Origin of the sequence: Flavobacterium cheonhonense (genome assembly GCF_035671315.1) — a bacterium.
Classification (GTDB): Bacteria; Bacteroidota; Bacteroidia; order Flavobacteriales; family Flavobacteriaceae; genus Flavobacterium; species Flavobacterium cheonhonense.
The window spans coordinates 433,421-456,615 of record NZ_JAXAVY010000001.1; the positions used below are offsets into that span (position 1 = coordinate 433,421).

Annotated in this window: 20 protein-coding genes; 13 read left to right on the forward strand and 7 right to left on the reverse strand. The window is 41.1% G+C overall.

Features of this window, described 5'->3' with window-relative positions; genetic code table 11:
- Positions 1-55: 55 nt before the first annotated feature.
- A complete protein-coding gene (locus tag SK086_RS01845) occupies positions 56-751 on the forward strand; it encodes an HNH endonuclease (protein WP_324689356.1) in 696 nt (231 codons plus the stop codon).
- A 28-nt stretch (positions 752-779) separates the two neighbouring features.
- Here the strand turns inward: SK086_RS01845 and SK086_RS01850 are convergent, their stop codons facing one another.
- Complete coding sequence (locus tag SK086_RS01850) at positions 780-1,175, reverse strand: helix-turn-helix domain-containing protein (protein ID WP_324689357.1); 396 nt, start codon at positions 1,173-1,175, stop codon at positions 780-782.
- Positions 1,176-1,235: 60 nt separating this feature from the next.
- On the reverse strand, positions 1,236-1,682 hold the full coding sequence (locus SK086_RS01855; RefSeq protein ID WP_324689358.1) for a helix-turn-helix domain-containing protein: 447 nt from the start codon (positions 1,680-1,682) through the stop codon (positions 1,236-1,238).
- Between the two features lie 249 nt (positions 1,683-1,931).
- On the opposite strand from SK086_RS01855, the gene SK086_RS01860 reads away from it, so the two are divergent.
- The 5 genes from SK086_RS01860 to SK086_RS01880 all read left to right on the forward strand — a co-directional run bounded on the left by SK086_RS01860 (position 1,932) and on the right by SK086_RS01880 (position 7,765).
- Positions 1,932-2,825, forward strand: coding sequence for a hypothetical protein (locus tag SK086_RS01860; protein WP_324689359.1), 894 nt, complete (start codon positions 1,932-1,934; stop codon positions 2,823-2,825).
- Positions 2,826-2,870: 45 nt separating this feature from the next.
- Complete coding sequence (locus SK086_RS01865; RefSeq protein WP_324689360.1) at positions 2,871-3,263, forward strand: hypothetical protein; 393 nt, start codon at positions 2,871-2,873, stop codon at positions 3,261-3,263.
- A gap of 122 nt (positions 3,264-3,385) precedes the next feature.
- Positions 3,386-3,772 (forward strand): hypothetical protein, encoded by a 387-nt coding sequence (locus tag SK086_RS01870; RefSeq protein WP_324689361.1) that lies wholly within the window; start codon positions 3,386-3,388, stop codon positions 3,770-3,772.
- An 880-nt stretch (positions 3,773-4,652) separates the two neighbouring features.
- On the forward strand, positions 4,653-5,597 hold the full coding sequence (locus SK086_RS01875) for a hypothetical protein (protein WP_324689362.1): 945 nt from the start codon (positions 4,653-4,655) through the stop codon (positions 5,595-5,597).
- An 830-nt stretch (positions 5,598-6,427) separates the two neighbouring features.
- On the forward strand, positions 6,428-7,765 hold the full coding sequence (locus SK086_RS01880) for an ammonium transporter (RefSeq protein WP_324689363.1): 1,338 nt from the start codon (positions 6,428-6,430) through the stop codon (positions 7,763-7,765).
- 91 nt (positions 7,766-7,856) lie between these two features.
- Here SK086_RS01880 and SK086_RS01885 read toward each other — a convergent pair whose 3' ends face one another.
- On the reverse strand, positions 7,857-9,449 hold the full coding sequence (locus SK086_RS01885; protein ID WP_324689364.1) for a L,D-transpeptidase family protein: 1,593 nt from the start codon (positions 9,447-9,449) through the stop codon (positions 7,857-7,859).
- 95 nt (positions 9,450-9,544) lie between these two features.
- Here SK086_RS01885 and SK086_RS01890 point away from each other — a divergent pair, with 95 nt between their 5' ends.
- The 3 genes from SK086_RS01890 to SK086_RS01900 all read left to right on the forward strand — a co-directional run bounded on the left by SK086_RS01890 (position 9,545) and on the right by SK086_RS01900 (position 11,436).
- Positions 9,545-10,066 (forward strand): nuclear transport factor 2 family protein, encoded by a 522-nt coding sequence (locus SK086_RS01890; protein ID WP_290874639.1) that lies wholly within the window; start codon positions 9,545-9,547, stop codon positions 10,064-10,066.
- A gap of 341 nt (positions 10,067-10,407) precedes the next feature.
- A complete protein-coding gene (locus SK086_RS01895; protein ID WP_290874636.1) occupies positions 10,408-10,836 on the forward strand; it encodes a hypothetical protein in 429 nt (142 codons plus the stop codon).
- Positions 10,837-10,854: 18 nt separating this feature from the next.
- Positions 10,855-11,436: a globin family protein gene (locus tag SK086_RS01900; RefSeq protein ID WP_324689365.1), complete on the forward strand. Its 582-nt coding sequence runs from the start codon at positions 10,855-10,857 to the stop codon at positions 11,434-11,436.
- A gap of 56 nt (positions 11,437-11,492) precedes the next feature.
- Here the strand turns inward: SK086_RS01900 and SK086_RS01905 are convergent, their stop codons facing one another.
- Positions 11,493-12,431, reverse strand: coding sequence for an L-threonine 3-dehydrogenase (locus tag SK086_RS01905; protein WP_324689366.1), 939 nt, complete (start codon positions 12,429-12,431; stop codon positions 11,493-11,495).
- A 170-nt stretch (positions 12,432-12,601) separates the two neighbouring features.
- On the opposite strand from SK086_RS01905, the gene SK086_RS01910 reads away from it, so the two are divergent.
- Together SK086_RS01910 and mfd are read left to right on the forward strand one after the other, a co-directional pair.
- Complete coding sequence (locus SK086_RS01910; protein WP_324689367.1) at positions 12,602-13,222, forward strand: hypothetical protein; 621 nt, start codon at positions 12,602-12,604, stop codon at positions 13,220-13,222.
- Positions 13,223-13,225: 3 nt separating this feature from the next.
- A complete protein-coding gene (mfd, locus tag SK086_RS01915; protein ID WP_324689368.1) occupies positions 13,226-16,588 on the forward strand; it encodes a transcription-repair coupling factor in 3,363 nt (1,120 codons plus the stop codon).
- A 96-nt stretch (positions 16,589-16,684) separates the two neighbouring features.
- Here mfd and SK086_RS01920 read toward each other — a convergent pair whose 3' ends face one another.
- The 3 genes from SK086_RS01920 to SK086_RS01930 form a co-directional block, all read right to left on the reverse strand.
- Positions 16,685-18,862 (reverse strand): M12 family metallo-peptidase, encoded by a 2,178-nt coding sequence (locus tag SK086_RS01920; RefSeq protein WP_324689369.1) that lies wholly within the window; start codon positions 18,860-18,862, stop codon positions 16,685-16,687.
- 76 nt (positions 18,863-18,938) lie between these two features.
- A complete protein-coding gene (locus SK086_RS01925; protein ID WP_324689370.1) occupies positions 18,939-19,298 on the reverse strand; it encodes a YraN family protein in 360 nt (119 codons plus the stop codon).
- Between the two features lie 70 nt (positions 19,299-19,368).
- The gene (locus SK086_RS01930) at positions 19,369-20,265 is read right to left on the reverse strand and encodes a S66 peptidase family protein (protein WP_324689371.1); all 897 of its coding nucleotides are present in this window, start codon (positions 20,263-20,265) and stop codon (positions 19,369-19,371) included.
- Positions 20,266-20,431: 166 nt separating this feature from the next.
- On the opposite strand from SK086_RS01930, the gene metG reads away from it, so the two are divergent.
- Positions 20,432-22,489: a methionine--tRNA ligase gene (gene metG, locus SK086_RS01935; RefSeq protein WP_324690434.1), complete on the forward strand. Its 2,058-nt coding sequence runs from the start codon at positions 20,432-20,434 to the stop codon at positions 22,487-22,489.
- A gap of 15 nt (positions 22,490-22,504) precedes the next feature.
- Positions 22,505-23,194 carry an HAD family hydrolase gene (locus tag SK086_RS01940; protein WP_324689372.1) on the forward strand — a complete coding sequence of 230 codons (690 nt, stop codon included), beginning with the start codon at positions 22,505-22,507 and terminating at the stop codon, positions 23,192-23,194.
- Position 23,195: the final 1 nt, after the last annotated feature.

Consider the following 23,195-nt stretch of genomic DNA (forward strand, 5'->3'; position numbering starts at 1 on the left):
CCGCGAAGAACTAATATTAGCCTTCAATCTCTATTTAAAACTACCGTTTGGGAAGATGCACAAGCATACCCCGGAGATTATTGAGCTGGCAAATCTATTGGGTAGAACGCCAAGTTCTATTGGAATGCGCTTGGGCAATTTTGCAAGCGTTGACCCATACCACCAACAAAGAGGTATTGGAGGCCTTAAAGGCGGCATGAATCAGGTCCAACCTATTTGGGACGAGTTCTTTCACAATCAGGAAGAGTTGGTTTTCTTAAGCGAACAAATCCTTGCACAAAAACAACAAACAACTCTAGAAACAAAATACAATGATATCCTTAAAGATTTGAGTCATTTAAAAGGAGAAAATGTAATTAGAGAAGTTAAAACAAGAGTAAACCAATCTGTTTTCAGACAAATGGTATTGTCTAATTACGAGTCAAAATGCGCCATTTCCGGTATCGACATCCCACAATTACTTTTTGCCAGTCATATAGTGCCTTGGTCTAAAAACGAAAAAGAAAGATTAAATCCTGAGAATGGAATTTGTTTATCCAGTTTATATGACAAGGCTTTTGATAAAGGATTGATTGGAATTAACACTAATCATAAAGTTATCTTATCCAATGAAATTAAAAAGAAAAAAGAGGCTGATTACTTCTCAAAATTTTTCTCAGATATAGAAAACCAAAAAATAAATATTCCGATTGGGTATTTGCCAAGAAAAGAATTCTTAGAATTTCATTTAGATACTATTTTTATAAAATAAAAAGGATAGACTTTAGCTATCCTTTCCCTTATTTCTTCAACTGCTCCAATAAAACGTTTTTCTCTTTCTCTGCTTCAAGTAGCCTCTCATACAATTCGACAATTTTATCGATTGGATTGAAATTAGGTTGATAAATTTCAGTCTTTAAAATTGCAATGCCATTGTCGTTCGTATTGAAAGTATTATTAATAATATTAAGCACTGCATCTTCTGAAAAATTCTTAATGACTTCTGCAGTAACCCCTAGCGCCTCTGCAATCTGTTGTAATTTATCTTCATCAACCGTCTCACTATTTTCAATAGTAGAAATAGTTTGTTGGCTCACCCCTATAGCTTGGGCTAAAGCTTCTTGCTTCATTTGGCGCAGCTCTCTAATACGGCTAATGTTGCGGCCTATATGTTTGGGTTTTGTAGTAGTTTCCATACTTCAAATATAATAAAAGTATTAAATGTTTTATTGGTTTTTTAGTAACTATAGTAATTTTTACAAACCTATCTCATCATCAAAATTCATAATATCAATAATATGCTGCTTTTGCTCATTTTTCATGGCTATTTTATAATTCATAACATCTTCAAATTTCAAACGACGATGTTTACCCACTTTTACAAATGGTATTTTACCTTCCTCTATCAGTTTTACCAAATGAGGTCGGGAACAACCCAATAACTCAGCAGCCTTTTGGGTAGTAACTTCCGTAGCTATAGGAACTATCGAAATAGGTTTCCCTTGCCCCATAGCTTTTAATATATCCCCCAATAGCTTCAAAGCTCTCGAAGGGATAACTATTTTGTCGTTGGTCTCCTCTATTTCTATCTCCGTTTGCTCTGCACTAATATGTTCAATGGCAGCAGTCAAGGTGGCATACGAAGCCATAGCAACACGTTGCTCAGTTTTAGAGGGCTTTTTTAGTTCGTTCAAAGTTTTCATAATGTGTTTTAGGTAAGCTAATTTAAACGAAATAAACGAAACAAACAAAACATTCGAAATATTTTAACAATTATTACTTGTAAACTGTAAGGTTTAAAGTTAGGTTAATTAGCGCCCTTTAAGTATGCAATTTAGTAAAAATACTATGCCAAAAGGGAGCGTAAAATACCAAAGCCATTGGTAGCATACAAGCCATTCTGGTTCGGTACAGGGTTAAGGCTTAGTAACTTGCGTCAAAATTCCAACACCATGAAACAGTTAAACCTCCCTCAGCAACCCGTATTAGAAATTTTAGAAAACTGTTGCATGCGCTACGAGCCATGCACTGTGTATATCTTAGGACACCACAACAGCAATATCATAATCGAGCAACTTTCAAAAACAGCCAATTGGGCCGTTCATCATTTTTACCTGTTGGTCATAACCGCCAAGCAAATCCCCGCTACAGGCGCTATCATGGCCAACAGTATTCATGAACTATCCGGCAAAACCATAACCGCTACCGTCCTACTCCACAAGCCTACAGACCTCGCCACCAAACATCCCCACCAAATCCGCTTCTTCAACCAAGCCCTACGCTTTGGGCACCGCCTGTGCTTAGACAAAGAGGATCCGCCTTACCTCGTCGCCAATACTATACCACCGTTAAACCAAGAAGAGGACACGGCCTTCTGGCTCAAATGCCAAGCCGTGGCTCTCTTCAACATCCAAGCCGCCAAAGAAAACCCCCAACAAGGCGTAGAGCTTTGCAAAATAGCACTGCTCAACACCGCCTGTACCCAAATCGCCCTCGGCCTCATCAGAGTCCTACTGCACTACACCCCCAACGAGTTCGGTCTAAAACACCTGCTCCAACTGTGCAACTACTGCACTTTGTCAGACCCCAATTGTCATTCCCGCGAAGGCGGGAACCCACTGCCAGCTGCATTCAACCCTAAAACAATGGCGGATCGCTACCGTTTCAATTGTCTATGTGCTCCGCCATCTTTGCTTAACCACAGGCTACACCTCAACGCACCCGAAGAAGATTTCATCTACCTCCTAACCGCCACCCAAGATTTCCTCAACCAAGCCACTACTATCATAACTTGTCATTCCCGCTGTCATTCCCGCGAAGGCGGGAACCGAAACCCGCAACTTTAAACCAAACAAACTTATCCCTTTTCCCTAATCCCTAATCCCTTAAAAATGAAAACACTCACCCACCTCCCACAACCCCTCCGCGAACTAGCCGCCAAGCACTTCGCCCTACTCGAATCCCAAAATCCCAAAAAAGGACTCGACACCCTCCAACTCAACCTCTCCGGCTATTCGGATGTGATGTTTTTGATGGCCGATATCGTCAAAGTATGCATGCTAGCCCTCGAAGGAGAAACAAGCTCCTCCCGCATCCCCGAACCCGCCACCAACATCAGCGGCGTACTGGGCATCATCCTCGACCTAATCCCCTACGAAGAAGCCGAACTACTGGATACCATCCGCCAACAACTCCTAAACCCCTCACAACCGCAAGAAGATGAAATCCTGCTCGAAAACTATTGCCTAATCCCACCAACCTCATTAACCCAAAACACTGCTTAAACATCCTTGTCACCCTGAGCTCGCCTGCCCTGAGCTTGCCTGCCCTGAGCGCAGTCGAAGGGTCGAAGGGTCGAAGGGCCGAAGGACCAACTCATAACTTATAACTCATAACCCTCAACATCATGAACACACCAATCAACCAACTCCGCAAAAAAGCCAATTGGCTATTAACCGGTCTCAAAGACCACCCTAAAAAGGAAGACTGGTATACCGTTACCCTTAACTTCAGCGGTTACAGCTCCCTTTACGGAACTGTCAACGATTTAATGAAACTCTGCACCGTAGCAATGCTAACAGAGCCACCCTATATCTCTCCCTTAGTAGGCAATCCTAATATTGACATAGCCAATATCCTCGAACTGGCCATCCAACTTATGCCAAAATCCGAACCCGAATTCCTCGATGAAATAAAAGAAATCCTAAAACAACCCGAACCACAACCACTATACAACTTCAGCACCTCAAGAATAATACAAGCCTTCCCCGACACTGTAGTAATACAAACCTAAAACTTCCCACTTCGTACTTCTCCCATATCTCCTCCCTACTAAAGCCCTACTTAGTATATGAGTAGTATATCAAAACATACATTATGTCAAATAGAAAAGCAATTAAACCCAATAACCTTGTCACACAAACATAAAACATCCACTTCATACTTCCCACTTCGTACCTCGTACTTTGTACTGTCTTCTCCTATATACCTCCTATATAGGTCCGCCGTATCTCCCTTATAGATGAGCCATGAATGGTGACAGTTTGCCTCTCGTTTCTCCGCGAATTCAATTCGGCGAAGTCAATCCTTTCGAGTAGTAGAAAAATAGTAAACATTTAATCCCTAACGGGATTATATGGTTCATAGACCATAGCTGCTTTACCAACAGTAAATCCCTAACGGGATTTATCTAACCTTTTCTCGAAAGTTAACCTACGATGGAATTTCATTGTTCTTACCTATTTACTGTCAATACCCAATCCTACACGCCAAACTCCAAAACCAAAAAATCCGCAACAATCAGTCTCATCCTTGATATGAGTGTAACATTTTTCAAATTATAGCTAACCTCAAAACCATAAAATACTTCAAAAAAATCAGTGATAATCGTTCTCATCCGTGACCTCAGTGTGCCATTTTTCAAATTATAGCCAATCTCAAAACTATAAAATGCTTCAAAGAAATCTGTGATAATCAGTCTCATCAGTGATATCAGTGTGCCATTACAAGACCTCATCAAACCACATAGAATCATAATCCGTCCTCTCAAGATTACCATCCCATTAGGGATGCCATTCCGGTAACGACGGTCCTAAGCACACAAAATCCCTTTAGGGATACTATAAAAAATGTTTTTCTGTTAACTTTACCTCACTAAACCAATCCCTTACCCCATGAAATCAAAATGCCCAATATACAGTGTCTTGCCTTTCAGCTTGTTGCCTTGGCTTACTTTCTCCCAAATCACCCTCACCAACACCGCCGAAATCGCCAAAATCAAACAAGGCACTACCTACTTCGCCATGAAAGATCCGGCCTCGCCTGCGGCAGCGATGTATGTAGCAGCTATTAAAAAAGCGTGGTCACTCAGTAAAGTAGAATGTATTAAATATACCGACGTAGAAAAAAACATCGCCCCCAACAACAGCTTTGTCACCCTGGGTGCTAACATGACTACCTCCAACAGTACTTTGGCATCCACCGAAACCCGCATGTATTTGGAACTGTGGACCACCAACGGAAAATTCACCTACGACCCCAAGAAAAGAAGACATTTCAATCAAGCCGATAAAATAGTAGTGGCCACTGTAGAACTCTTCGCCGATTACTATGCGCAAAACAATCCGAGCGCCATGTATAAAATGGAATATGACGCCGCCGGACACTTTAAAAACTGGGGCGCCGGTGTGCTAAGCAACTACCTGCAACAACTTTGTACTTTATTGGAAAAAGGCAATGAATGCAGTGCCAAAACCGAAATCGCCAACACCACCGAACTCCAAAAAATGGCCGGAAGCACCTTGTTTGTCCCCGATTATGTGCTGACCAAATTCGGCAAAAACTCCGACGACGAAAGCAAAAAATACCCCGAAAAAGAAATCTTCGATGGCTATACCTTAGCCTATAAAGTGCTCTCCATAGCTGAACTCAATGAGAAAATTGTAAACAGTACTGCCCCGTTTTATTACTTGTTGTACATAAAAACCCCTAGCGAGAAATTTGTAACCGTGACCAACGCCCAAACCGGAGAAATCATTTACTTGGGTTACACCGCTGCAGCAGCAAACCTTAAGAGTGCCGACTTAAAAGCAATTCAAAAAACAACCGTAAAAAAATAGTCCCCGCAACGCCCAATAAATATTGCGGGGACCTAACTAAAAAAATCACATTACTCTACTAAAAATCATCACTAACCCGTGACTTTGGTTAATGGTTTAACTTACCATTTTTAAAGTACTCATTGTTGTTTTCAACAAGATACAACGTCCGGAATGAGTAGCACTTCTGCCTAGGTTAATGTTTTTGACCTTTCCTCCTTCAAGAAGGGAATGAAATATGAAGGAGGAATTAAATAAGGTCGGGGAATGAATTGTGGTATTGGTATTAACTGGTATAGGCGCAGAAGTGCTGGTTAACACTTGGTTGGTATTTGTGGGGAAAGTGTTATGAGACTTAATGTAGGTCTCACTCCGGTTATGATGAATAATTTGTTTACAAACAATTGTTGGTCGGTTTCCGGTATGAAAGAAAAACCGACCAACTGTTGGAACTATTTTAGACGATGCTATGATGAGTACATCTTGATTCATAAAATATAATTCCTAGTTTGTGTTTTTTTGTTAGTCACAATGTTACCAAGAATACTTGATTTTAGAATATAAATTCGCCCAACTGCATTTTTAGTTAGACCAAATGACTTTAACTGTAGACGAATGATTGTTTGTGATACTCTCGAAATTTGAATGGGTATTCACCTCATTTTACTTGAAGGTTTTTCAATTTTAAGTCCAAAAAATTCAACTATTAAAATAATAGCGGTTTTTAGGGTTGAAATATTATATTAAATACAAAAATTTAACAATACCCCTATTTTTTATAGTGTTATATATTATTTTTAAACTAACTTTTATAATTTTACCCTAAATTAAAATGGGTTAATAAAGAAATTATGAAAATAGAAAAGCGTTGGATTTTTGCCTTTTTGCTGGTTTCAGCAGTAGCATTTGCCGGTTTATTTTGGCCCGAAAAAGCTACCGACAATCTCAAAACCTTTAATGCCGTCGATACTATTAATTATGCCGATGTGGCTTGGTTGTTAACGGCTTCGTGCTTGGTGTTGTTAATGACGCCGGGGCTGTCTTTTTTCTATGGCGGTATGGTGGGCAAAAAAAATGTGATTTCCACCATGCTCAAAAGCTTCATCTGTTTAGGCGTGGTTAGCCTGCTTTGGGTGGTTGTGGCTTTTTCCATGTCGTTCGGAAGCCCCATTGGCCCAACCATCAACGGCACTCATTACGGCATTATCGGCAATCCGTTCGAGTTTGCTTTCTTTAGCCATGTGGCCATGAATCCGCACAGCAGTATGGCTTCCTCTATCCCTTTTATTTTATTTGCTTTATTCCAAATGAAGTTTGCGGTTATCACCCCGGCCATCATCACCGGCGCCCTTGCCGAACGCATCCGTTTCATTTCCTTTTTGCTCTTTATTTGTTTGTTCACCCTTTGTATTTACGCGCCTTTATGCCACATGATTTGGCATCCCAACGGTCTCTTGGGCAGCTATTTCGGTGTAAAGGATTTTGCAGGAGGAACGGTCGTTCACATGAGTGCCGGTTTTGCGGCCTTGGCCGGTGTTTTAGTCTTGGGAAAAAGAAAAAACAGCGAACACATTCCCACCAACATCCCGTTTGTATTGTTAGGCACCGGTATGTTGTGGTTTGGTTGGTTCGGATTCAATGCGGGTTCGGCCTTAGCAGCTAATGCGACTGCCGCTATGGCTTTTGCGACCACCACCATTTGCTCCGCTTCTGCTATGTTGACTTGGGTATTTTTCGACCGAATGAACGGCCGTAAAGTGTCTGCTTTAGGCGCTTGTATCGGTGCGGTAGTAGGATTGGTAGTCATTACGCCTTCTGCCGGTTATGTAAGCATTCCGCAAAGTATCTTTTTCGGATTCATAGGCGCCATTGTCTCCAATAAAATGATGTACTGGAAAAAACTAAAACAAATTGACGACACCCTCGACGTATTCGCTTGTCATGGTGTAGGCGGTATTATGGGAATGATCCTTACAGCCATTTTTGCCAAAGGAGAAAATGCGAGTTTGTTATATGGAGGCTGGAGTGTTTTCGGTCACCATATGATGGCCTTAGTTCTGGTCTCTGTAGTTACTTTTGGCGGCGCCTATTTACTGTTCAAAATTACCAATGCCCTAATTCCAATCCGAGTGTCGGAAGAATCGGAAAATATGGGATTAGACTTGTCACAGCACGGGGAAAAGTTTTAAGTTAAGTTGCGGGTTTAAGGTTGTGGGTTGCGGGTATCAATCCTCGGATTGAATATATTTTACTTTTCCCTTATCCCTCTTAACTTTTCCCTTACTCCTCCAACAACAAATTGGCCAACGCATTATCACGCCCGTAAATGTCTTTGTGGAAATTCACCAACCCATCATCGTCAACCCAAGCGGTAAAGTAACCTATGTACACCGGGATTTTATTTTTTAAGGTGTACCATTTTTCTTTGCCGCCGTTCATGGCTGCGTCTATTTTTTCGGGATTCCAATTCGGATCGTCTTGCAAAATCAATTGGGCCAATTCCTTTGGTTTTTGTACTCGAATACAACCATGACTAAAGGCTCTTTTTTCCTGACTGAACAAATTCTTAGCCGGTGTGTCGTGCAAATAAATATTATTGGAATTGGGAAATAAAAACTTAACCAAACCCAACGAATTATTCGGTCCGGGTTTCTGACGGATGTTGTTGCCGTTCCATTCCATATTGTGTTTGGCTAAATAATCCTTGTTCTTCTTGATGGCCGGAAGAATCTCTTTATCACGAATGCTTTTCGGCACATTCCAATACGGACTAAATACCACATAACTCATCATCCCGCTGAAAATTACGGTTTCATTGAGCGCCGTTCCTACTACTACATTGGAGACCAAAGCGGCTTTTCCGTCTTTAAAAAAAGTCAGACGATAAGACGGAATATTCACTACGATAAATGCCTTTGCCTTGGTCAAATCGGTCGATATCCAACGGCAGCGTTCCATGTTCACCATAATCGTTTTGATGCGGTCACTGATGGACACATTCATTTCCGAAATATGTTTCGGCAGGATGATTTTGTCTTCCGAAAAACCATTGCGCTTTTTGTACTTCAAAATGGCTTCTTGCAGCGATTCGTCATAAACAGCACGCTTAGAATCTACCGCAATATCATTGGTTAAAAACAATCTTTTTCTGATTTGAACCACCAAATCCGAACTATCTCCGGGCTTCAATTGCTTGAAGTCGGCAGGCGTGACTATGGTCTCCCAACCGCCGTTTTTTTCGATTGTTCTGTAGCGCTGTAAAACGTCTTTCAGCTTGTAATATTGTCCTATTAACTTGGCATTGTTGTCTATCAGTTTAGGATCTATCAACAAAGAATCCAGATACTGGCCGTAAGACAATTTCTTTCGCGGTAAATACCAACCCAACTCTTCCACTTTGGTATTGTCTATCCCTTGCAGTACTTTATTGGTGTAATAAAAATAGTAGTTGGTCAGGAACAATTCTACCTCAACATTGGGTTTGGTGTTGGTTTTGGGAAATATCCCATCTAAAATTTCCTTGTAAGGCACTTTCGCCTGAACGCCTTCTTCAACCAAATTATTCATTTTGTTGTAGATGACTTCTGCCGTTTCTTTGCGCCCTTTTTTGTCGTACCACAGATAGGTAAATTGGTTTTTGCGGTACAAATCAACCGCTTGCTTTTGGTACAAAACCAGCTTCGGGTACTTGGCGTAAAAAGCAGTAACGGCAGTGCTGTCAAACGACAAGGAAACTTCTTCAAAGTGAAATTTACGCTCCGTTATCGCATCGGTTTTATCTGCCGCTTCTTTATGGGCACAATACCAACTCGTCAGAGAAAATCCGAGCAACACCAGCAAGACCAGCCCGATAAACCACTCTCTTTTTTTCATACGGGGCAAAATTATTTTTCATAAAAATACAAAAACTAATCGCTACTAACTAATGGAACGCTTATATTTACTTGTCGAATCCACATTGTAACACTATGAAAAGATACTGTTTAGGGCTACTATTACTCATTAGTCTGGTTGCGTTTGGGCAAAGTTCAAAAACCGAAACTCCTGCCGATGTCAAGAAAAAAATCGAAGTCATATTAGACAATTGGCACAAAGCGGCCGCCGAAGCGAACTTTCAAAATTATTTTGAGGCCATCGCAGATGACGGTATTTTTATAGGGACCGATGCCACGGAAAACTGGAACAAAAAGGCTTTTCAGGCTTTCGCGAAACCGTATTTCGACCGCGGAAAAGCTTGGAACTTTAAAGCTTTGGAACGCAATATTTACGTTAGCGAAGACCAAAAAACCGTTTGGTTTGACGAGTTATTAGATACTCAAATGAAAATTTGTCGCGGTTCAGGCGTATTGGTTTTTAGGAACGGCCAATGGAAAATCAAACACTACGTGCTTTCAATGACGGTGCCGAATGACAACGTTGACAAAGTAGTCGAAATCAAGTCGCCGCTGGAAAACCAACTCATCATCACTTTGAAAGAAAAAAAGAACTGATTTTTTCTTTCCAAAATCCATAGGCTTTCTTTTTTCGTACATGAAAAAAGAAACGAATGCTTTTACCTATGGAACTCCTCAAAAAAACACCCAACTGGCTCGGCCGCATTCTGATTATTGTATTGGTGTTGCTGGTTGTGTTGGCTTATGGCTTTGCCCTTTTTGCTCCCGCTTAACGCTACTCATTCTTACACAATAGTCCCAAGGCATTAGGTTAGTTTTGTTTTTGTTTAAAGAAAAGCGCTGTTTGAATTCAGATAGCGCTTTTCGATTTTTTAGCCATTTAAAAACCAAATCGTCTTGGTTCTCGTAAATGCTTAAAACCACAACAACAAATCGACATGAAAATCAACCAAACTGTAAAAAAAGTAGTGCTGAGTCTGTTGGGGATAGCCCTAATGCTTTTCGGTATTTTGGTTTACCACATTGCCAGCATCAAACCGGTAGAAAATGCCAACATTCAAATCAGCCGCATCGACTTTGACAAACCCTTTGATTCAATTAGTAGTATCGATATTCAAAAGAAGCTACACGAAATCAAGGGCGTGAAAAGCGAGATCATCGTTAAGCGAAACGTAGTGGTGTATTTCCACGACAACAACATCGCCGATTCTAAAAAAATCTACGACGAACTGATGACCAAAGGCAACTACAAAGCCGAACGCTTTTTGCTTCCAGCCAATTTAGCCCAAAAGCAAGTTTGCCCGGTGATGAAAAAAGACAGTTATAAATATAAATTCAGCCAATTCATCCAAGGAATCTTTAATTAATCCTCTAAATATAACGTTATGAAAAAGTTTTCAAATTGGGCCTTATTGGCCTTAGCCTTCGGAGCTGTAGCCTTTACTTCTTGCAGTAAAGACGATGATTCACCCGCTCCAGCGCCTTCTATCTATGAAAGATTAGGTGGTACTACTATGGTTGCCGATCCCGACAATCCGGGACAAATGATTGAACAAGGTCGTTTAAGTTACCGCAAAGTAGTGAACACTACGGTAGGTTTAATTGTAGCCGATGTGCAAGCCAATGCTTCAGGAAATTTAGGCGCACACTTTGCTCCGATTTTAGGTGAAGTAGGTGCCGGAAACACGACCAACTTAGCCATCTTGGTGGATAACTTAACCGATTTCTTCTCGTTCAATACCGGCGGAACGAATGCAGTAAACACCTATTCCGGTTTGGATATGGTAACGGCACACAATCCGTCGTTGAATCCAAGAATGGGAACCACTTCTACCAATGCCGACTATACTAAATTCGTAGGCTATGTTGGCGCAGCTGCCCAGCAAAACGGTGTAGCGGCTAACACCGAATTGTACACCGATATCGTAGCGGTTTTAGAATCTTTGCGCGATCCTATTGTTCAGTAAAACCTCAAATACCACTCCATGCAACGAAAAACGCTACCCGTAAGAGTAGCGTTTTTTTATTTTAGGTTATCTAACATTTCAACCGTCATCGAAGCCAAATCGTATTGGTGCTTCCATTGCCAATCCTGTTGCGCACAACTGTCGTCTATAGAAGCCGGCCAACTGTCGGCAATCTTCTGACGGTAATCGGGTTTATAGGAAATGGTAAAATCCGGTATGTGGTTTTTAATTTCAGCCGCAATTTCTTTCGGCGTAAAACTCACGCCTGCCAGATTGTAAGACGAACGAATTTTAACACTTTCAGCCGGTGCTTGCATGATTTCAACCGTAGCGCGTATGGCATCGTCCATATACATCATCGGCAAGGCAGTATCTTCGGATAGGAAACATTCGTATTTGCTGTCTTTCAAAGCTTTGTGGTAGATATCAACGGCATAATCGGTTGTACCGCCGCCCGGTTCTGTTGACCAACTGATCAAGCCCGGATAACGAATACTGCGCACATCAACGCCATAAATATTATGGTAATATTCACACCAACGCTCGCCGGTTTGCTTGCTGATGCCGTACACAGTGGTCGGCTCCATAATAGTATATTGAGGGGTATTGATGCGCGGTGTTGTAGGTCCGAAAACCGCTATACTCGAAGGCCAGAATATCTTTTTGATTTTACCGGCTTTGGCCAAATTCAATACGTGGAAAAGCGAATTCATGTTCAAATCCCAAGCAAAAGCGGGATTTTTTTCGGCAGTTGCTGATAGTAACGCCGCCATCAAATACACATCGGTAATGTGGTATTGCTCGATTAAATGCTCAATCTGATTGTAATCTAAAGCATTGACTACTTCAAAAATCCCTTCGTTAACAATGTCAATATTCAGCTTTCTGATATCGGAAGCCACTACATTATCAACGCCGTAAATACTTCTGAGTTTTTTGGTAAGTTCGGTCCCAATCTGACCACAGGCACCAATGATTAAAATTTTTGTATTCATGTTGTGTGTTTTAAGCAAAAACTCGCCATCGGAAAAGACCATACGAGTATTGCTACAAATATAACGTTTTCGTAAATGGAAAAGTCTTAAAAAATTACCTTTGCTTTAACTACATCTTTACCATGTTTCCTTTTACCTTTGTACCTTTGTGATGTAAAAAAGTAAGGTCAATGAAAATCAATTTGTTGCGTTTTGCAATGCGCTCTCTGCTTTTGTTTTGCTTCGTGAGTACGCTAACGCTCGTGTCTTGTCAAGAAGACCCGAAAATCCGAATCTTAGAACAAGAAAAAGAAGCTAAAAAACAAGAAGCTATTTTCAACAGCATCAATCAGGGATGGCGTTTTAATGCGCAAACCGTTACCCAAACAGCCGGTTCGTTAACCAGCAATTGGGCGGAATGGCGTATGTTTTTAACCGAGTTAGGGCAAAAACCAAAAAGCAGTATCGGTGCTTTCAAACAAAAAGCCAAAACCTTATCCAAAAGGGCTTTAGAGCTTAACAACAATATCCCGATGGCTTACAACACACCGGAAGTAAAAAGCCGAATTGCCGCCATTACCACCAAAATCAATGCGGTGAACTTATACATCAACCTGCAACAAATCCCGGATCAAAAAATTGTGGAATTAATTCCAAGCATCAATACCGAAGTGAATGCTTTACAATTTCAACTAGAAGAAATTACCCGTAAAAGTCAGATTAAAATGGAGGAAGGCGAAAGCGACATGCTGCAAATGCTCGATACCACCAGAGCCATTCCCAGTTCACCTAAAGTAAAATCTTTACCCTAAGTTTTGAGTCAAAACGCTTTATACAACCGTTACCTGCATTCGCCGAAAGTCAAGCAAATTGCGGAAAATTTAGAACAGCCTTTAGCCAAAATACAGCTCAAAGGTCTATTGGGTTCGTCTTTTTCTTTTGTTTTTTATTCGCTCTTCAAAAACAGTGAAAAGCCATATCTACTCATCTTTAACGAAAAGGAAGAAGCCGCTTATTATTTGAACGATTTGGAACAAATGATAGGCGCCAATGACGTACTGTTTTACCCAAGTTCCTACCGCCGTCCGTACCAAATTGAAGAAACCGACAACGCCAATGTTTTGCTGCGCTCCGAGGTGCTCAACCGCATCAATTCGCGCAAAAAACCGGCCGTCATTGTCACCTATCCCGAAGCGCTTTTTGAAAAAGTGGTGACGCGAAAAGAACTCGACAAAAACACGTTGAAAGTAGCGGTAGGCGATAATGTTTCCATCGATTTCATCAACGAAGTATTGTTTGAATACGAATTCAAGCGCGTGGATTTTATCACCGAACCGGGCGAGTTTTCTGTTCGTGGCGGCATTTTAGATGTGTTTTCATTTTCCAATGACAATCCGTATCGCATTGAGTTTTTCGGCAATGAAGTCGACAGCATCCGAACCTTCGATGTGGAAAGCCAACTCTCGGTGGAAAAGCAAAACAAGATTACCATCATTCCGAATTTAGAAAATAAATTCATCCAAGAAAACCGCGAAAGTTTCTTGGAATACATCAGTGATAAAACAGTGTTGTGCATTGAAAAAACTGAGTTTCTGACTTCGCAACTCGACAAACTTTTCGGGAAAGCCATCGAGACTTTCGACAAACTTTCTAAAGACGTCAAACACGCATCGCCGGAACATTTGTTCCTAAATCAAGAAGGCTTTTTACGCAAGGCATTGGATTTTTCCCTAATCGAATTATCGAACAAACCGCTGTTTAAAACCACCAAAACGTTCGAGTTTCACATTCAGCCGCAACCGTCGTTCAACAAACAATTCGATTTGTTGCTCAACAATTTAAGCGATAACCATTTCCACGGTTATACCAATTATTTATATTGTGCCAATGAAGCGCAGGCCAACCGTTTCCACGATATTTTTGAATCGATAGATGAAGAGAATCACGAAGACATCCGCAAGCAATACCATACGGTGGTAGCTTCGTTATACCAAGGATTCATCGACGAGGAAAACCAAGTGGCTTGCTATACCGATCATCAAATTTTTGAACGCTACCACAAATTCAGCATCAAAAACGGCTATTCCAAAAAGCAAACCATTACCTTAAAAGAACTGAATTCGTTGTCCGTAGGCGATTATGTGACGCATATCGATCACGGTATCGGGAAGTTTGGCGGTTTGCAAAAAATACAAGTCGAAGGCAAAACCCAAGAAGCTATCAAACTAGTATATGCCGACAATGATATTGTTTACGTTAGCATCCACTCGCTCCATAAAATTTCGAAATACAACGGCAAAGACGGCACGCCACCCAAGATATACAAACTCGGTTCAAACGCTTGGAAAGCCTTAAAGCAAAAAACCAAAGCGCGTGTCAAACACATTGCGTTCAACTTAATTCAGTTGTATGCTAAACGCCGCTTGGAAAAAGGATTTGCTTTTGCGCCCGACAGTTATTTGCAAAAAGAATTAGAAAGTTCGTTTATTTACGAAGATACACCGGACCAAATTACGGCTACCCAAGACGTCAAAGCCGACATGGAAAAAGACCGTCCGATGGACCGATTGGTTTGTGGCGACGTAGGTTTTGGGAAAACGGAAGTCGCCATTCGTGCTGCTTTTAAAGCTGTCGACAACAGCAAGCAAGTCGCCGTTTTGGTGCCAACTACCATTTTAGCGTACCAACATTACCGAACATTCAGCGAACGTTTGAAAGACATGCCGGTCAAAATTGGTTACCTCAACCGTTTCCGAACGGCCAAACAAAAAGCCCAAACCCTGGAAGATTTGGCTTCGGGTAAATTGGATATCATCATCGGAACGCACCAATTGGTGAACAAAAACGTCCAATTCAAAGATTTGGGTTTGCTGATTGTAGATGAAGAGCAAAAGTTCGGCGTAAACGTAAAAGACAAACTCAAAACCATAGCGGCCAACGTAGATACCTTAACCTTAACGGCAACGCCTATCCCGAGAACATTACAATTTTCGTTGATGGCAGCGCGCGATTTATCCGTAATCACTACACCGCCGCCAAATCGTTATCCTATCGAATCGCAAGTAGTTGGCTTCAACGAAGAGTTGATTCGCGATGCCATTTCGTATGAAATCCAACGCAACGGTCAAGTGTTTTTCATCAACAACCGCATTGAAAATATCAAAGAAATAGCCGGCATGATTCAGCGACTCGTACCCGATGCACGCGTAGGCATAGGCCACGGTCAAATGGAAGGCAGCAAATTAGAAGAACTGATGCTTGGCTTTATGAATGGTGATTTTGATGTTTTAGTAGCGACAACCATTATTGAAAGTGGTTTGGATGTGCCGAACGCGAATACGATTTTCATCAACAACGCCAACAACTTCGGGTTATCCGACTTGCATCAAATGCGTGGTCGCGTAGGCCGAAGCAATAAAAAAGCGTTTTGTTATTTCATTTGTCCGCCTTATTCCGCCATGACAGAAGATGCGCGCAAACGCATACAGGCCTTGGAGCAGTTCAGCGAATTGGGCAGCGGTTTTAACATTGCAATGAAAGATTTGGAGATTCGCGGCGCCGGCGATTTATTGGGCGGCGAACAAAGCGGTTTTATCAATGAAATTGGTTTCGAAACTTACCAAAAAATCATGAACGAAGCCATAGAAGAATTAAAAGAAAACGAATTCAAAGAATTATACGAATCCGAGAGCGATATCGACACCAAAGAATACGTCAAAGAGTTGCAAATTGACACCGATTTCGAGTTGTTGTTCCCTGATGAGTACATCAATAATATTTCAGAACGTTTGAATTTGTACAACGAATTGGGTAACCTTAAAACCGAGGAAGAACTGCAGGCTTTTGAAACTAAGCTCATCGACCGATTTGGTCCATTACCAAAAGAAGCTAAGGCTTTGTTGAACAGCATTCGCATCAAATGGATTGCCACGCACATGGGTATTGAAAAGATTGTGATGAAACAAGGCAAGTTGATTGGCTATTTTGTCTCCGACCAACAATCGGATTATTACAATTCAAGACAATTTTCAAAAGTATTGCGATTTGTACAACTGCATGGAAACCTCTGTAAAATGAAAGAGAAAGAAACCAAAAACGGTTTGCGATTGTTGCTGACATTTGACAATGTTAAATCCATATCCCGAGCACTGGAGTTCATGGAATTGATGGCTCAATAATTCGTTACATTCATAATAATAAAACAGAAGTAAAGAAGGCGTTCACTAATAGTGAACGCCTTCTGTTTATATGACCTTATATGGTTCACTCTCAACCTACATCTTCAAAATCTTGAAATTGGTTTCTCTATCGTTAATCTTCAACTTGAAGAAATACGTGCCTTTAGAGAAAGTAGACAAATCGACTTCCGTAGCCAACTCGTTGCCTTTTTGTTGTAACAACAATTGTCCTTGAACATTGTATACCATAACTTCTTGAATAGCATCTTTCGATTTAATAGACACAATGCCATTGGTTGGATTCGGATAATAACTGTAATCTATAAAATCATTCCCTGCCACACCTAACGATTGGATACAGGAAATATTGGCTATCCAACCCGGAGCCGTTACGTATTGATCCGAATAGAATCGGAAAGTTAAAGAACCATCCGCTGCGGTAGAAACTACAGTGCCCGGTGAATTGGTTCCGGTATAACCTCCGGCTAAAAATTCAGGATAAGTAGTATCCGGTCCGTCATAGATATACAAATAATCGTAATCCAACTCCAATTCAAAACTGGTAAAGGTTGCCATCAACGCTTGGTTCGGTTGGTTAGGAATCATGGTTCTAACAAATGACTCCATGTTTGTATGCTGTCCTGATGCTCCGCCCGAATCCGTAAATACCATGCCGCCGCAATAGTTGCCTTCAGTAGCAAATATTTTCTTCTCAAACGTTGGTGTTATAGCGGTACAAATTGGTCTCAATCGCACTTCATAATAGCGGTTAGGCAATAGGTTAGTCACAGTATAGGAATTTCCGGTAACCGTTTGCCAAGACGAAGCAGCTGTAATGGACGTTACAGAAATTTGCCAAGTTGTTCTCGTTGGATCCAAATCATTCCATGTGATAACTGCAGAGGTTTGGGTAATATTGTTAATCTGAATTTCAACAACAGTATTAATACAAGTGTTGATACAATCGGTACTCAAACAACTTTTGGCGTCTACTGTACTTGCTATTAATGCGGAAGGCTGCGGCCCGAATCCGTTGGCTAGGTTGATGCCGACACCTGAAATCAAATGGCAATAACTCATAATCGTTCCTTTTACAGTGGTAGACGGAATAGGCCCTTGAGCGCAGGTTCCCTCACTGTAACCGGCTTGTTGACCGCAACCGTCAATGGCTGTATTGTTGCCGTTCCAAGCACAACCGTGCGTATGTGGCGAACCTAAGGAATGTCCGAATTCGTGGGTAATCACTTGTACTGTCCAAGAATAAGTAGGCACTGCTGAATAATTAAAATTGACGTCTGAATACGCATAATTAGATTGTCCGCAGATAGAATTCAGATAGGCTACTCCGCCTAATCCTCCCGGATCTATGCCTACTAACATCCCAACATCGCCATTAAAAACCGGTCTGTTTTGCGCAAAAGTCCCCAAATAATCTCCGGAGGTTGAACCCGATGGCATACTCACATAAGGATCGGCAGTCGTCCATACAAAAACCGATTTCAAGGCCGTGGTGATACCATCATTGGTAAACAGTGTTTGTACATTATTGTACACCGAAGTCATCCAATTGGTAGCCGTGGTCACATTACTGCCGTTTTGGGTGTACAAATTAAAATCGACCTCAAAATAAAAGGTAACACATTTTACGGTATTGGTTTCTCTGCCTGTAATGTTATCTGATTGTGAGATTTCGTAACCTTCTTCTTTGGTATAACAATCCCAATCGTTGGCCACTTTCATTTTGGCATCAGAATATACTATATAATCGATTTGATTGTTGGGTTGTTGTAATTTACCCACTACCAAATTTCCCCATGATTCCCCGGAAAGAATACCGTTGAATTCGCCATTAAAGAAATTAAAAGAAGCCACCGAATTCACATCGCCATTTACAATCCCGCGATAGTAAGCGCCTTTTTGATAAAACACGTTTTTTGCCTTATCGGTATCCAAACTAAAATCTTCTGTAAAAAGAGTGACCTTGTACAACAAAACTTCGATGTTTTGTCCTTGATAAGGAATTTGAAGCTTTAGCGCTTCGTATTGGTTTTGGGCAATTTCATTCACTTTAGACAAATCAACTGTAGCTAAAGTCGCGTCGTTCACCACTTGACTGACTTGGGCGTCTTGTTGGTTCGTTTTAGTTTGTAAAACTGTAAACGGTTTAAAGTCGGCACCGCGTTTTTGCAACTCAGACACTTGTTGCGCGATTCTGTTTTGTGCCGGGAGCAAAGCACAATTCAAGAATAAGATGAATAGTAGGATTCTTTTCATAGCAGTAATTTTTGGAGTAAAGTTATTGAAATTCAGGATAAAATCAATTTTTAACCCTTTTTTTCAGAAATTCTTATCAAAAATGATAAAAGGCATCCGGAATATGGTCGATTTTATAATTATTTTCTTCCTTGCAGATGGCAATAATATCAAAGCGAATGGCAACGTCTAAATCGTTACTCGTTACATATTCATTTACGGCTTTAACCAGCAATTGGATTTTCTTAGGTTTGACAAAATCCTGCGGCAAACCGAATTCGATGGAAGAGCGCGTTTTGACTTCCACCACAGCTAAAGTGTTACCGATTTGTGCAATAATGTCAATTTCGGCTTTTTGAAAAGTCCAATTGGTTTCTAAAATGGTATAGCCGTTTTGCTGCAGAAACTCCACAGCCAATTCTTCGCCTAACTTTCCGAGTTCGTTGTGTTCTGCCATTTTTAGATTGTTAGATTATTAGACTGCTTAGATTAATGAATAATCTAACCATCTGATAAGTCTTAGTTGTCTATTCAAATACCACTTTACTCGTTTCAGGCGTGACTTCCATTGTAATTTGTCGCCCGAAAATCAGAGCGCGATTGTCTCGAATATGTCCGGCCGGAAAATTGTAAATGATGGGAATGTTTAGTCCTTTCACGGTATCTTCAATAATCTCTAATGCATTTCTGCCCCATGGGATTTCGTTGTCTTTCATTTCGGTCATGCCGCCCACAATAATCCCTTTCAAACTGCTCAAACAACCGTTGCGCTTAAGGTTCATCATCATGCGGTCGACGTGGTATAAATATTCGTCTAAATCTTCTATAAACAAAATTTTATCATGGCAATCAATCGCCGATTCCGAGCCCAACAAACTGTACAAAATCGACAAATTCCCACCTACCAATTCGCCTTTGGCTTTTCCGGTATGATTGAGCGCATCACAGTCTAAAGTGTATTGCAATTTTTCACCGAACAGTGCCGTACAAAGCGAATTCTTGGCCTCATCGGTTGCTCGAGCCACACTCACCGGCATAATAGCATGCAAAGATTCGATGCCCATACGGTTCAAATGACTGTGCAACACCGTTACATCGCTAAAACCGATAATCCATTTCGGGTTTTTTTTGAATTTGGTAAAATCCAATTTATCGATGATTTTCACCGTACCGTAACCGCCGCGAACGCACCAAATGGCTTTGATGTTCGGGTTGTCCATTTGCTCCTGAAAATCGGCCGCACGTTGGTCATCGGTTCCGGCCAATTGGAAATAATCCAACCCGATAGTATTGCCTATTTTAACCTTCAAACCCCAACCTTCCAGCATATCAATGGTCGGTTTCAAATTGTCATCTAAGTTTTTTCGCGCGGTAGAAACGATAGCAACAGTGTCGCCTTTTTGGAGATATGGTGGTGTAATCATCTTGCTTTGGGAATAAGAAGAAAAAGTAATTAGTGAAACAAAAATTAAAAGGATTCGCATGAATCGAAAAGGATTGTAAATTGGCTATCCCAAAAGTAAACAAATCCCAAAATTAATTCGGGATTTCGTGGCTAAAAAGTTATTTTTGCAGTCTATTTATCTGAATATGTTAGAAAATCCAAAAAGATATACTATTACGGCAGCATTGCCGTATACGAATGGTCCGATTCACATCGGACATTTGGCAGGCGTTTACGTTCCATCCGATATTTATGCGCGTTATTTGCGATTACAAGGAAAAGATGTAGCCTTTATTTGCGGTAGCGATGAACACGGTGTGGCCATTTCCATGAAAGCCAAAAAAGAAGGCATTACACCGCAAGAAGTCATCGACAAATACAACGCCATTATCAAAAAATCATTCGAAGATTTCGGAATTTCTTTTGACAACTATTCCAGAACTTCCGCTAAAATTCACCACGAAACGGCTTCTGCCTTTTTTAAAAAATTATACGACAACGGCGACTTTATCGAAGAAGTGACCGAGCAATTATACGATGCCAAAGCCGAGCAATTCTTGGCCGATCGTTTTGTAACCGGAACTTGTCCGAAATGCGAAAATCCCGAAGCTTACGGCGATCAATGTGAACGTTGCGGTTCTACTTTAAATGCTACGGATTTGATTAATCCGAAATCTACTATCACGGGAGAAACTCCTATTATCAAGGAAACCAAACACTGGTTTTTACCGTTAGATCGTTACCAAGACTTTTTGCAAAAGTGGATCTTAGAAGACCATGCAAAAGATTGGAAAGCTAATGTGTTGGGACAAGTGAAATCGTGGTTGGACGATGGTTTAAAACCTCGTGCCGTTACCCGCGATTTGGATTGGGGCATCGACGTACCTGTGGAAGGTGCTGAAGGTAAAAAACTCTATGTGTGGTTTGATGCGCCTATCGGCTATATCTCGGCCACCAAAGAATGGGCCGCCCGCGAAGGTAAAAACTGGGAAGATTATTGGAAAAAAGAAGATACCAAATTAGTGCACTTTATCGGGAAAGACAACATCGTGTTCCACTGTATCATTTTTCCGGCCATGTTGAAAGCCGAAGGCAGTTTCATTTTACCCGATAATGTGCCGGCGAACGAATTCCTGAATTTAGAAGGCAACAAACTGTCAACTTCCAAAAACTGGGCGGTTTGGTTGCACGAATATTTAATCGATTTTCCGGACAAGCAAGACGTATTGCGTTATGCTTTAACAGCCAATGCACCGGAAACTAAGGACAACGACTTTACGTGGAAAGATTTCCAAGCCAGAAACAACAACGAATTGGCAGCTGTTTTCGGAAACTTTATCAACCGTGTAGTGGTGTTGACCAACAAATATTACAATGGTATAGTACCGACTCCGAATGAACTGACGGAAGTTGACGAACAAACCTTAGCCGAACTCAAAGCGTATCCGGCAGTGATTGCCAGTTCTTTAGAGCGTTACCGATTCAGAGAAGCGCAAGTCGAATTGATGAATGTAGCCCGTTTAGGCAACAAATACTTGGCCGACGAAGAACCTTGGAAGATGGTAAAAACCAATCCGGAACGTGTGCAAACCCAAATGTATGTGGCTTTGCAAATCGCTTCAGCTTTAGCCATTTTATCCGAACCATTTTTGCCGTTTACTTCGCAAAAGTTGTGCAAAATGCTGAACATCCAATTGAACCACTGGAATTTGGCATTCGATCAATGGAACTTGACCAAAGCCGGTCACCAAATTGGGCAAGCCGAAATTTTGTTTGCCCAAATTGAAGATGTGGAAATTCAGAAACAAATAGACAAACTCGAAGCTACTAAAAAAGCCAATATCATGGAGAACCAAGTGGTAGAACCTCAAAAACCTACTTCAACTTTTGAAGATTTTTCAAAATTAGACTTGCGTGTCGGTACCATTTTGGAAGCCGAAAAAATGCCGAAAGCCAATAAATTATTGGTTTTAAAAGTGGATACGGGTATTGACGTTCGCACTATCGTTTCGGGTATAGCCGAACATTTTTCTCCGGAAGAAGTGATTGGAAAACGCGTAACAGTGTTGGTGAATTTAGCGCCAAGAGCCTTACGTGGCGTGGAAAGCCAAGGAATGATTTTGATGACCAACAACAAAGAAGGACAATTGGTTTTTGTGAATCCTGATGCGGATGGTGTTGGGAATGGCGCTTTGATTAGTTAGAAAAAATAAACGAATATGAACCTAAAAGTAATCGCTTTTGATGCTGACGACACTTTGTTTGTCAATGAACCTTATTTTCAGGAAACCGAAGAGAAGTTTTGCGCTTTGATGAGCGATTATTTGTCGCATCAAGGTTTGTCGCAGGAATTGTTTAAAACCGAAATTGCCAACTTAGAACTTTATGGTTACGGCATCAAAGGTTATATCTTATCGATGATAGAGGCGGCGATGCGTATTTCCAACAAAACCATATCGATAGAAGTGGTGGAAAAGATCACCGAATACGGTAAAGAATTGCTTCAAAAGCCTATCGAATTGCTTGACGGCGTGGAAGAAACCTTGCAAGCTTTAAGTGGGAAATACAAATTGGTAGTCGCCACCAAAGGTGATTTGTTAGACCAAAGAAGAAAATTACACAATTCCGGTTTGGGCCATTATTTTCACCATATTGAAGTGATGTCGGACAAAAAAGAGAAAGATTATGAAGACTTATTGAAGCGTTTGGAAATCAAAGCTGAGGAGTTTTTTATGATTGGCAACTCCTTAAAATCTGATGTGTTACCGGTGTTGAATATAGGCGGACATGCCGTTCACATTCCATTTCACACCACTTGGGAACACGAAAAAATCAACCACAAGGTAGAACATCCAAACTTTAGAGCTTTGGAAAAAATCACAGACGTTTTGCCTCTTTTATTATCCTAAA